9 protein-coding genes are annotated in these 11968 nt (G+C 68.6%); 5 read left to right on the top strand and 4 right to left on the bottom strand.

Going from position 1 to position 11968, the window contains the following annotated elements; all coding sequences use genetic code 11:
- The first annotated feature begins 60 nt into the window (after positions 1–60).
- Positions 61–1833: a chloride channel protein gene (locus RTY46_RS13735; protein WP_312709010.1), complete on the top strand. Its 1773-nt coding sequence runs from the start codon at positions 61–63 to the stop codon at positions 1831–1833.
- Between the two features lie 19 nt (positions 1834–1852).
- Here RTY46_RS13735 and RTY46_RS13730 read toward each other — a convergent pair whose 3' ends face one another.
- The 4 genes from RTY46_RS13730 to RTY46_RS13715 form a co-directional block, all read right to left on the bottom strand.
- Positions 1853–2143, bottom strand: a complete 291-nt coding sequence (locus tag RTY46_RS13730; RefSeq protein WP_312709009.1) for a hypothetical protein — start codon at positions 2141–2143, stop codon at positions 1853–1855.
- Between the two features lie 120 nt (positions 2144–2263).
- A complete protein-coding gene (locus tag RTY46_RS13725) occupies positions 2264–3097 on the bottom strand; it encodes an OmpA family protein (protein WP_312709008.1) in 834 nt (277 codons plus the stop codon).
- 61 nt (positions 3098–3158) lie between these two features.
- Positions 3159–7712 carry a YadA-like family protein gene (locus RTY46_RS13720; protein ID WP_312709007.1) on the bottom strand — a complete coding sequence of 1518 codons (4554 nt, stop codon included), beginning with the start codon at positions 7710–7712 and terminating at the stop codon, positions 3159–3161.
- A gap of 200 nt (positions 7713–7912) precedes the next feature.
- On the bottom strand, positions 7913–8893 hold the full coding sequence (locus tag RTY46_RS13715) for a helix-turn-helix domain-containing protein (protein WP_312709006.1): 981 nt from the start codon (positions 8891–8893) through the stop codon (positions 7913–7915).
- 694 nt (positions 8894–9587) lie between these two features.
- On the opposite strand from RTY46_RS13715, the gene RTY46_RS13710 reads away from it, so the two are divergent.
- The 4 genes from RTY46_RS13710 (at position 9588) to cpaB (ending at position 11953) form a co-directional block, all read left to right on the top strand.
- Entirely contained in the window at positions 9588–9791 is a 204-nt protein-coding gene (locus tag RTY46_RS13710; protein ID WP_108749830.1) for a Flp family type IVb pilin, read from the top strand.
- Between the two features lie 99 nt (positions 9792–9890).
- Positions 9891–10418, top strand: coding sequence for an A24 family peptidase (locus tag RTY46_RS13705; RefSeq protein WP_312709005.1), 528 nt, complete (start codon positions 9891–9893; stop codon positions 10416–10418).
- Positions 10415–10888, top strand: a complete 474-nt coding sequence (locus tag RTY46_RS13700) for a TadE/TadG family type IV pilus assembly protein (protein WP_108753307.1) — start codon at positions 10415–10417, stop codon at positions 10886–10888. Before RTY46_RS13705 ends, RTY46_RS13700 begins: the two co-directional genes overlap by 4 nt.
- 24 nt (positions 10889–10912) lie before the next feature.
- Positions 10913–11953, top strand: a complete 1041-nt coding sequence (gene cpaB, locus RTY46_RS13695) for a Flp pilus assembly protein CpaB (protein ID WP_312709004.1) — start codon at positions 10913–10915, stop codon at positions 11951–11953.
- Positions 11954–11968: the final 15 nt, after the last annotated feature.

Genomic DNA, 11968 nt, shown 5'->3' with positions numbered 1-11968 from the left:
ACCTAGCCGCCTGATCCGGTGACGGTGGCGATCACGGTGGCGGCGTATCATGCCGCCACCATGTCGCCCACCGCTTCGCCATCGCGCCTGCATCTGGCCTTCCAAGGCCTGCGCCTGCGCCTGCGTGGCAGCGACCTGTGGTTCATTGCGCTGGCCCTGGTGGTGGGCCTGATCGCCGGCGGCCTGACCCTGCTGCAGGCCGGGCTGGCGCGCAGCCTGCAGGCCAGCCTGTATGGCCTGGACGACGGCATCCGGCTGAGTTCGCTGCCTTCTCTGCCGTGGACCGCGCTGCTGGTGCTGCCGCTGGGCGGTCTGCTGGTAGGCCTGGTCAGCCTGGCCGCCAGCCGCCTGAAGCGCCCCCTGCTGGACGCTGTAGAAGCCAATGCCCTGCACGGCGGTCGCATGTCGATGCGGGACAACCTGATCGTGCTGGTGCAGACCCTGCTGTCCAATGGCAGCGGCGCCTCGGTGGGGCTGGAAGCTTCGTACACACAGATGGGCGCAGGCAGCGGTTCGCAGCTGGGCCGGGTGATGCGCCTGCGCCGCAACGACGTGCGCACCCTGGTGGGCGCCGGTGCGGCCGGGGCGATCGCCGCCGCCTTCGGCGCACCGCTGGCCGGCGCGTTCTACGCGTTCGAGATCGTGATCGGCGCTTACACGCCCTCGGCGCTGGCGCCGGTGGCGGTGGCCGCGCTGGCCGGTGCCTTCGTGGCCGACCAGGCCGGCATGGATGCCTACCTGCTGCCAGCCGCAGCGACCATCGACGTGCGCGCCGCCGACTACGCGATCTACGGCCTGCTGGGCTGCTGCTGCGCGATGGTGGGCATCGTCATCATGCGCCTGATCGCCTCGATCGAAGGCGGAGTGAAGCGCAGCCCCCTGCCCGCCTGGGGCCGCCCGGTGGTGGGTGGTCTGCTGCTGATTCCGCTGGCGCTGGCCAGCCCGCAGGTGCTTTCGTCCGGGCACGGCGCGCTGCACCTGGACCTGACCACCCACCTGCCGCTGATCTGGATCGGCGGCCTGCTGACGCTCAAATGCCTGGCCTCGGGCATCTCGCTCGGCTTCGGCTTCCGCGGCGGATTGTTCTTCGCCTCGCTGTTCATGGGCACGCTGGTGGGCGCGCTGTTCGCCGGCCTGCTGGCGCTGGCCACCGGCGTGCCGGTGATCGACGCCACCTCGGCCGCCCTGGCCGGCATGGCTGCGCTGGCCGCGGCGGTGGTGGGCGCGCCGATGACCATGGCCATGCTGGTGCTGGAAGGCACCCACGACTTCCTGCTGACCAGTGTGGTGATGAGCGCGGTGCTGGTATCGAGCACGCTGGTGCGGCAGTGGTTCGGCTACTCGTTCTCCACCTGGCGCATGCACCTGCGCGGCGAAAACATCCGCAGCGCGCGTGACGTGGGCTGGGTACACAACCTCAGCGCCGGGCGGATGATGCGCAAGGGCGTGGCCACGGCCGCCGACAGCCTGGACGCGGCGGACTTCCGCCAGCGCTTCCCGCTGGGCTCGGGCACACGGGTGATCCTGATCGACGGCGAAGGCCACTACGCCGGCATCGTGCAGATCGCCCGCCTGTTCGGCGACGGGGTGAAGGCCGATGCCCGGGTGGCTGACTTTGCCGAAAACCGGGACGTGGCCCTGTCAGCTAGCGCCGACGTGGTGAGCGTGATGCAGCGCTTCGACCAGACCCAGGCCGATGAACTGGCGGTGGTCGCCAATGATGGCCAGGTGCTGGGCGTCGTCTCCGAAGCATTCGTGCGCAAGCGCTACGCCGAAGAGCTGGACAAGCGCCAGCGCGAGCTGATGGGCGAACGCGTGGACGACGGCGAGTAACCCCGGCGCGGGTGCAGGGCTACAACGCCTCGCCGGCGTCGGCCAGGCGCGACTCGATCAGCGCGTGCCACTGCTGCAGCAGGTCCACCAGCATGTCCAGCTCGGCGTCGGCGCGCTGCGCCCGGCCGCTGCGCAGGCTGGCCTGCGCTTCCTGCAGCTGCGCCAGGAAGCCCTGCACGGTATCGGCCTGCACGATCAACCCGGGAAGCCGTCGGCCGGGGATGCGCACCACCGCATGGTTGCCCAGCGGTCCATACACGGTCAGCGTCTCATCTGTCTTCATGCGCAGCGGCAGGAATTGGGCGTTCATCGAGGGCACCGGATGAATCCTTGGCCACCGGCAGGCAGGGTGACGGGGGAGACGTACCCTGCCCGCCGGCAGACCAGGGGGGAAACGCGGGGTGCCAGCAGACGGCTGGCAGTGGGGCGGTCAATGCGGCCGGGCCACGCCGACGATCTGCACGCGCCGGTTCGGCGCCAGACATTCGATCAGCTGCTGGCGATCACGCTGTGCGCACTGCACCAGCGGGTCGGCAGCGCCGCGTCCTTCCGCACGGATGCTGGTGCCAGGGACCCCTCCGTGCACCAGCGCACTGCGCACGGCCTCGGCGCGCCGTTGGGACAGGTGCTGGTTGTACGCGGCGCTGCCGATTCGGTCGGTGTAGCCCACCACTTGGATGGACTGCACCTGGCTGGCTTCCCGCACCTGCCCCAGCACGCCCTGCACCACCTGCTGCCCGTTGAAGCTCAACGCTGCGCTGTCGAAGGCAAACAGTGCATCGGCGGACAGCTGCAGCGGTTGTTCCGGCAGCGCAGCGGCCTGCGGCGGCGGCGGCGGACGGGGCGGGTCGAGCACGGCCGCGCAGGATCCGGGCTTCCAGTAGCCGCCCTGGGCAATGCCCTTGTCATCGAAACGCACCTGGAACTGGCAGGTGAAGTACTCGGCGCCCTGCGCGGTGCGGAAGTTGAACAGGTAGTTCCACTGGCGCACGCCCCACATGCCTTCGTTGAAGTGCGGCGTGCCCAGCAGGGTGTAAAGCTGGCGCTTGCTCATGCCCGGCGCGAACCGGCGCAGATCGGCGATGTCCGGGTAGATGCCTTCCTTCAGCGAGGCCTTGCCGGCGTCCGGGAAGACCACGGTGCTGGCGCCGGGACTCTCCCCTGCCGGTGCGTGGCTGCGGCAGGCAGCCAGCAGACCAAGCGCGAGCAGCAGCACCAGCCAGGCGACGATGCGGCGGGAACGCAGGATGCGATGCGGTTTCATGGACTTCCCCCTGTTGTGCTGGAAACGCGGCCCGGGCACGGCTGCACCCGGGCTGCGCGCGTTACCACTGGATGCCGGCACCGACGGCCACGCCGGCTTCGCCGCGGCTGTTGGTGGAACCGCTGAACTTGTAAATCCAGCGCCCGCCCTCGGAGACACCGGAGATACCCACGGCCACGCCGGATTCGCCGTTGTAGCTGCCTGCGGCGAACGAGGCCATGTTGCGGCCGGCTTCGCTGGGCTGCGGCAGCGAAGCGGTGGCCATGGCCGAGGCCACGCCTGCCGAAGCACGGCTGTCGGTCTTGCGCAGGTTGCGCTCGAAGCCGCCCATGCGCTCATCGGTATAGGCCTTGGACCAGTCCAGGGTCTGTGCCATGCCCGACTTCAGCTGGTCCACGTTCACCGCATCGGTCCCGGCCGTGCCGGCGGCCACGTTGCGCACCGTGGTCGGGCCGCTGCTGGTGCTGCCCAGCGTGACGCTGTTGTAGTTGGTGGCACCGTTGGTGGTAGTGTCGTAGCGGATGTTGCCCTGCTGCGAGGCCTGCAACTGGCGCACGTTCACCGCATCGGTGGCGGCGCTGCCGTCGGCCACGTTCACCACCTGCCGCTCTGCCCCGGCCGCGCCCACCGACACCGTGTTGGCACGGTCGGCCACCGAGCCGGCGCCCAGCGCCACCGCATTGTCGGCCTGCGCCTGGGCACCGTTGCCCAGTGCGGTGGAGTTGGCACCGGCCGCCAGCGAACCGGCACCGCCGGCCGCGGAGTTGGCGCCGGTTGCAGCCGGGTCCGCCAGGTTGTTGCTGTTGTTGGCGCGGAAGCTGCCCGCCACGTTGGTGATGTTCTGGATCTTCTGGTCGGTGTAGGCCTTGGACTGGTCAATGGCGTAGTTCACGCCGTTGTTCAACTGGCCCACGTTCACCGCATCGTAGGTATCCGAACCATCGGCCACGTGGGTGACCTTGCGCTCGCTGCCGGTGCTGCCCACCGACACTTCGCCGGCCGAGTTGCTGGCACCGGCCTGGCCGTAGGCACCGGTGTAGCCGCTCTGCGCGCCGACGCTGGCGACCGCGCCACTGCCCAGTGCCACGCTGTTGTCGGCGCTGGCACTGGCACCGTTGCCCACGGCCACGCTGCCCGCGCCCGCAGCGCTGGCCTGCGGCCCCAGCGCCAACGCTTCGGCGCCAGCGGCGGTCGCGGCGGCGGCGGTGGAATTGACCGCCAGGTACGGGCTGCTGCCGCCGCTGCTGACGCGCTGGTTGAGCACCTGCAGCGACCCGTCCACGGCCGAGAAGGCGGCGGTGACGTTGCTGTAGTCGTTCTGGATGAGCGTGCCATCGGTGGCGATGGAGGAGATGCGGAAGCTGGGCGCCACCCACAGGCCGGTGCTGCCGTCGTAGGTGGTGCTGCCGCCAAAGTAGTTGGCCACCGTGGTGTGGGTGGCGAACAGCTGGTCGCCGGTGATGGCATCGCTGCTGCCGGTCAGGATGCTGCCCGCGGCGACGTTGGTCACTTTCACCGGTGCGCCGCCGGTACCGCTCAGGGTGATCGAATCGACCACGTTGCCGCTGCCGTCCACGTCGTACTTCACCGCGCGCGCATCCAGCTCGTCGCTCTGCTCGGCCACGTTGGCCAGCGACACGCTCACCGCATCGAACGCGGTGCCGACGTCGTTGTAACTGCCCTGGCTGAGCGAGCCGTCGGCGGCCACATTGTTCAAGGTGTAAGTAGGCGCCAGCACCACACCGCTGGCATCGACGGTGGCGCCCCCGCCCAGATGGGTGGCCAGGGTCTGGTTGGCCGCGAACAGTTGCGCGCCATTGATCGCTTCGGTGCTGGCCGCACTCACCTGGCCCGGGCCCAGGTTGCGCAGCGTGGTGGTCGTGCCGACCTGGCCCAGGGTGGCGCTGGCATAGTTCACGCTACCATCGCCATTGAGGTCATAGCGCAGTGCGCCCTCTTCCGACGCCTGCAGCTGCGACAGATTCACCGCATCGGTGGCCGAAGTGGCCGCGGCAACATTGGTGATCTGCCGCTCCGCACCGGCTGCGCCCACCGACACCGTGTTGTCACGGTCGGCCAGGCTGCCGGCACCGACGGCGATGCTGTTGGCTGCGGCCGCCTGCGCATTGCTGCCGACCGCAATCGAATCGGCGCCCGCGGCCAGCGCTTCCACGCCGGTGGAGTTCACCCGCAGGTACTTGGTGCCGCCGTTGCGGATATCGGTGATCTGCGTGTTGAGATTGACCAGCGAGCCATCCACGGCATCGAAAGCGTCGGTGGCGTTGTCATACAGGCCCTGCGCGATCGCGCCGTCACTGCCGATCGTGCTGATCTGGAACAGCGGCGCAGTGAAGGCACTGGTGGCCGGATCAAACGCGGCCTGGCCGCCGAAGAAGCGTGCGATGGCATCGTTGCTGGCGTAGAGCTGCGCGCCATTCACCGCTTCGGTGCTGCCGGCATTGATCGCACCGGCGGCCAGGTTGGCCACCGTGGTGGCGCCGGTGCCATTGCCCAGGGTGACGCGGGTGTAGATCGGATCGCCCGCACCGTCCAGATCGTAGGTGACCGCCGCATCGCCCACCGCCTGGATCTGCGAGATGGCGCCCTGCAGCTGGGCCACGTTCACCGCATCGGTGGTGGCACTACCGGCGGCCACGTTGGTGATCTGGCGTTCGCCGCCGTTGGCACTGCCCACCGACACTTCACCGGCCGACACCTGCGCGGTGGTCAGGCCGTAGGCGCTGTAGCTGGCCTGGGCACCGCGCACCGCGGCCGAGCGGAAGCCCAGTGCCACCGAATTGGCCTGGTTGGAGGTCGCTTCGGCACCCAACAGGGTCTGTCCGTTGGCGGTGCCGACCGCGCTGTCGCCGACGATGACCGAATGGCCCATGCGCGCGGCGTAGTCGGCGGTGGGCACGCCGGTGGGGTTGGTCGGGTCATTGGTGCCGTTGCCGGGGAAGGCGACGTTGGCATCGACCTGCGGCAGTTCGTGGCGGGCGTTGGCGCCGATCACCACTTCGCGCGAGCCGTTGGCGTAGGCGCCGTCACCCATCAGCACCTGGTAGTCCTGCGCGGCATTGACCGCCCAGCAGGAGATGTCGGCCAGGCCGATGTCCAGGCACTTGCCGGCCCATTCGGGCGAATCGGAGGGCAGCAGCAGGCCCAGCAGGCCGCCGGGATTGCCGTTGTTGATGTTGTAGATGTAGCTGTCGGAGGTCACCCCACCGATCAGCGTCAGATGCGAATTGCCGCCGGTGACCGCGCCGCCCAGGCCGTTCAGCGTGCTGCCCACCGGCGAAGCGTTGACCACGGGAATGCCCAGTGCATTGACCGCCGAATAGGTCTGCATGACGTTGGCGGTGCTGACCCGCAGGTTGCCGTTGCTCAGGTAGCCATCGCCACCGAACAGGCCGTTGGTGGTCGGGCCGATCAGCGCGCTCAGGCCGCCGACCACGCCGCCGTTGCCGATGATCAGGCCGGCGTTCGGATCGCCGGCGACCGGCGCCTTGCCAGTGTTTGCGGCAATGGGCGACGGCGAGGACAGGCCCAGGCCGCCGACCGCCCCACCGACCAGACCACCCACGGCGCCGGTCAGGTTGCCGACCGTTCCATTCAGATCGCCATTGAGCAGGCTGCCCACCGCGTCGCCCACCCCGCCCAGCGCCGAACCGACGCCGTTCAACAGGCCGCCCAGGCCGAGCGCGGAGGTCTGTGCGGTGGCGGTCGCGTTGGCGGCCAGCTTGAGGTTGCGGTCGGCCACCACCGGCTGGCCATCCAGGCCCTGCACGCGCACGTTGCCTGCCACGCTGGTATCGAAGGCGGCGGTGATCGCACGATCGTCGGTGTCCCCCGGGGTTTCTTCCTTGGCCGGCAAGGTGACCGCAGCGGTTGCGGCCACATCGGCATCGCCTTCGATGCGCTGCCCGATCACCGCCAGCTTGGCACCCACATTGCCTTCCACCGCCGCCTTCAGCCCGGCCGGGTCAACGCTGCCACCCACAGTGAAGCGCGGCGTGGCGTCGATCGCGGCCACCGTGTGACCGCCCACGCCGACGTTCGCCTTCGCGTTGGCCTGCACCGTTGCCGCCAGCGGCGACTGCGCCGAAGGCTGCAGTGCTGCGGTCACCCCCGTATCCAGCGCGACCGCTTCGCTGCCGCCCAGTGCGACCGATGCCTTGAGTTGCGCGCCCAGCGCCGGTGCCGACTGCGCCGGCGCAGCCAGCGTCACGTTTACCTTGGCCGGCAGCACAGGGCGCACGATCGGCAGCGCGCCGGTGTTCAATTGCAGCGCAACGCGCGCATCGGCATTGGTTGCGGCGTTGGCCTGCGCCGCCCGTGCCGCCAACGCCACTTCGGCATCGACCTTCACCGGCATCGTCTGCGTGTACTTGGCTGCCAGCGCCTGCAGGTCACGCAGCGACTGGTTGCTTTCGGTCGCGTGCGCTGTGCCGCTGGCCAATACGCACAGCAGCGCCAGGGCCAGCAGGCTCGGCGCCGGCATCGCGCTGCGCGCGTCGTGCAGGGTGGCGCCGGCGTTATCACCGGTGGCCAGTTCCGAAGCGACCACCATGGCATTGAGCTGGCGGTTCCAGACGCGTCGGTAGATGCGGTTCATGAGCAATTCCCCCGTAGGCGTACAGCTTGAAAGTCAGTGGAGTGCCGCAAGGCAGGTGACTGATATTTCGCGCCTTTCCGCGCGCACGGGGCACTTCATTCCGGCACGGCAATCGCGCATTCCGGCAAAACGACGGCCAGATTCGGCAGCCGGATATGCAAAACCGGCAGAACCGGGTATTCAGCAACGCAGGGAGTAACTCAGGCCGGCTGGCCGATCTGTGCCGGTGCGCGCATCAGCGTGTCGCGCGGCAGTTCGCCAAATACCTTGCGGTAATTGTCTGCAAAGCGCGAAAGATCCCACAGCCCGCAGCTCAGGGCGATGGCCTTCACCGAACGCCGGCTGGAATCGGCCATGGACAGGCTGCGGCAGGCCGCGCACAGCCGCAGCATCGACAGGTATCGGTTGGGCGAGGTGCCAAACAGATCCTCGAACGCGTAACGCAGGCCACGCTCGCTGACCCCGGCGGCGTCGCAGATTTCATTCATATATATATTGCGACGCAGGTTGAGCCGCATAAAGTTCTCGGCGCGCTGCGCGATCAGGTAATGGGTACGGCGCGCACGGCTGCACCCGGGGCGATCACCGGGGCCGGTGGCCAGCAGCGCCTGCACGTGCTCATGCAGCAGGCGCTCGGTTTCTTCGGACTGCAGCACCCCGCCCTGGCCCAGCTGCTGGTGCAGCTGGTGATAATGCCGGGCCAGCGGCAGCTCATCGGCGCCCAGGGTAAACAATGAGAGGGCCTGCCCCGCCGGCGGCGTGCTGCGCAGGCTCAGCTCGGCCAGCTTGCGCTGCACGCGCTCCACCGGCACCAGCATCAGGGTCATCTGGGTGCCGGGGCTCAGGGTGAATTCGCTGATGCCTTCGGGAAGAATGGTCAATGCCATGCCCGGCGCCAGCGGCACGCCGTGGCACCAGCTGAGCGTGTCATCGGTGGTATGCAGATACCCCAGCATGGCCCAGTCCGGCGGCAGCATGAACCGGCCACGGCAATGGAACCCGCAGTGCAGACTGCAGAACAAGGCTTCTTCGTGCACCCGCGAAGCGAATGCCGCGCGCGGGCCGTTGCCATCCAGCAGCAGCAGTTCCACATCGCACACCCGCAGCACACCGCTGAGTGTGGCCAGGTCGATCGACCTGAGCCCGCTGTCGGCGCTGTCCGCCACCCCACCATCGACCATGACAGTGTTTTCCCCTGTTGGTTTGCCGCGCAGCACCGCCCCCACTGCCTTACAGGGCGCTTACTGCTTCCACGAACCTCCTGGTGCATGCCGACGGCGGCCGTCACAGATACCGCCCATCGGAAACCGCATAACTTTGAATGGGAGTATGCCCGATAATCGGTGTCCGTAAACAGATCACACTTTCGTTGCGGCCAACGTGTTCATTCCTGAATATAAACAGGGAAACGGCACAGTTTTCGCATGCAGCCATCACATAATCACGAAACCTGCACTTTCGTGAATCGTTGTGGCAGCCAACGGATATCGATCACAAAAGCGGCCTGAAATCTTCACGATTTTTCCGGATCTGCCGAATTTGCATATAGGTTCCGGTTGCAGCCCACCCTCGTTCAGGCAAAGTCGATAGCACGGTGATCCGGCGTTGAAGCAGCGGCCGCACCCAGGGGGAACACGATGCACATGCGCAGCAGCACGACAGGCACGCACGACGGCCATGACCGGTCGGCTGCGTGCGCGTATGCGCCGATGCCCTCCCCCGGGAGCCGGATCTTCGCAGACGCGCCAGGCGGAACCAACCGCCCGGCCTCCTCCGCCAGGAAGGCGAAGGCCCAGGAGTGATCCCGGCGGAGCCGGGCCACCACCCATGCAGTGCCCTGCAACACCATCTGACAGGTAGAGGGAGATCACCGTCATGAACGCTTCCATCAAGAAGTTCCTGAAAGAAGAAGACGGCGTTACCGCGCTGGAGTACGGCCTTCTGGCCGCCGTGATCGCCGGGATCCTGGTGGCGGTCGGCAATGACCAGATCCGCGATTTCTTCGAAACGCTGTTCACCACACTCAAGAACGTGGTGACCAACGCAGCCGGCTCAGCCAGCGGCGGCACCGGCAGCTGACCGATCGCGCAACTGCCGCCGGCCCGGTGCCGGTATCGCACCGCGATGCCGCGCCCGGGGCAGACGGAACAAGCGGGTAATGGACGACGAGGGTGCGTGATGACACTGCTGGGACTGCTGGCCATTGGACTGTGCCTGCGGGTTGCGATCAGCGACCTGTACGCCCGTCGGGTGCCCAACGCCTGGCTGCTGGCCGCGTGCGTGCTGGCGCTGCCGTGGTTGCTGGTCAGCCAGCTGACCGCCACGCCGCAACCGCTGGCGGCGCACCTGCTGGGCGCGGTACTGGGCTTGCTGGCGCTGCTGCCGTTCCATCTGCTGCGCATGATGGGCGCCGGCGATGTGAAGTTCTTCGCGGTGCTGGGTTTGCTGCTGGGCTGGCAGGCGCTGTTGCCGGTCTGGATCGTGGCCAGCCTGGCGGCAGGACTGCACGCTGGCATCGTCGTGGCCTCGCGGCTGCTGGCACCGCGCCTGCCGGCAACGCTGCAGGCGCAGCACTGGCAGGCCCACCCTGCCCTGCGCGACATGCAGCAGGCGCGACAGGGCCGTACGGGCGCGCCCTACGCGAGCTATCTGGCCCTGGCGGCCATCGGCTGGCTGCTGGTCACCACCTATGGAGGCGCCGCATGAAGCGCTGCGCGCCACGCCGCCAACACGGCGCTGCCACGATTGAATTCGCGCTGATGCTGATGCTCGGGCTGATTCCGCTGCTGATGTTCACCTTTTCCGGGGTGATGATCATGGCCGCGCAGCAGACGCTGGCAACGGCTTCGGCCGAAGGCGCACGCGCGTCGCTGCGCTATGCCAGCGCCAACGAGCGCCGGGTCGCCGCCTGTACTGCGGCACGCCGCTCGATGCAGTGGCTGCTGCAGTTTTCCAGCCAGGAACCGGATTGCAGCGCTGGCGGCAGTGGCGCCATCGTCGTCTCCCCCCTGGCCGCATGCAACGGCCTGGCCAGCGCGCAATGCGTGACGGTCACGGTCAGCTATGACTATGCCGCCCACCCCTTCCTGCCCGGCACCGGCACGCTGTACGGCTGGGTGATGGGCGATCCGATCCGCAGCAGTGCCGTGGCCCAGCTCGATCTGGGCAGCAACTGACCCACGTACCAGGAGAGGCGAATCATGTTGAAGCTGACCCGCATCGCCGCCATCGCGCTGATCGCATTGGCCGTGCTGCTGGCCCTGGTCGCCTTCGTTGTCGGCCGCACACCTGCGGCCGCGCCTGCCACCACACCGATCGCCAGCCAGCCCGGCGCCGCCACCATCACCGTGGTGGAAGCCATTGCCCGGCTGCCCGCCGGTGAGCCGATCACAGCGGCCGGCGTACGCCTGGCCCAGCGCACCCAGCCGGTACCCGGCGCCCCCACGGAACTGGCGGCCGTAGTCGGCAAGGTGCCGGTGCAGGACATCGCCGAAGGCAGCGCGATCAGCCAGGGGCTGCTGGCGCAAGGCTTCTCGCTGCAGCTGCGGCCTGGCGAACGCGCGCTGGCGGTGCCGGTGGACGAGCTGGTCGGCGCCGGCAACCGCATTCTTCCCGGCGATTTCGTCGATGTCTTCATGAACCTGCGCAGCAACAACAATGCGATCAACGGCACGCAGGAGGTGGCGCAGACCCGCCTGCTGCTGTCACGGCTGCGGGTGCTGAGCTACGGCCAGCAGGACATCGTTCCCGTTGCGGCGGAACTGGCCGCGGCCACGTCCGCCGACAACGACCCGCGCGCGGCCGACATCACCGGCGCCGGCAGTTCCAGCAGCGCCAGCAAGGGCAGCGCCGAGGCCACCCAATCGGCGCGCAGCGCGGTGCTGGCCGTGCCGGTCGCCGAAGCGAACCGGCTGCTGCTGGGCGCGCAGCAGGGCAAACTGTTCCTGGCCCTGCGCAATCCGGCCGACACCGGCCTGCCGGACGTCGCCCTGTTTGCACCCGCACCGGGTGTGCTCGACCCCGTCCGCGGGCTGGATGCCGAACAGCAGGCTGCGCTGCAGCGCCCCGAGAACAACGCGTTTGCAGGGCTGGACGGCGAAGCCCTAGCGGGCAAGGGCGTGGCCCAGCGCACGCCCGCCGCACCGGCCGCCCGCCCCCCCGCACCGCGTCGCAGTGCGCCGCGCCCGGTCGGCATCGAGATCATCCGCGGCGACAGCGCTGCGCCCCGCGGTTCCCTTTGACTGGATTCCGGAGCC

This window comes from Stenotrophomonas sp. (genome assembly GCF_032056425.1).
Classification (GTDB): domain Bacteria; phylum Pseudomonadota; class Gammaproteobacteria; order Xanthomonadales; family Xanthomonadaceae; genus Stenotrophomonas.
Note: the sequence above shows the minus strand (reverse complement) of the source record. Positions and strands in the feature narration are given on the sequence as shown.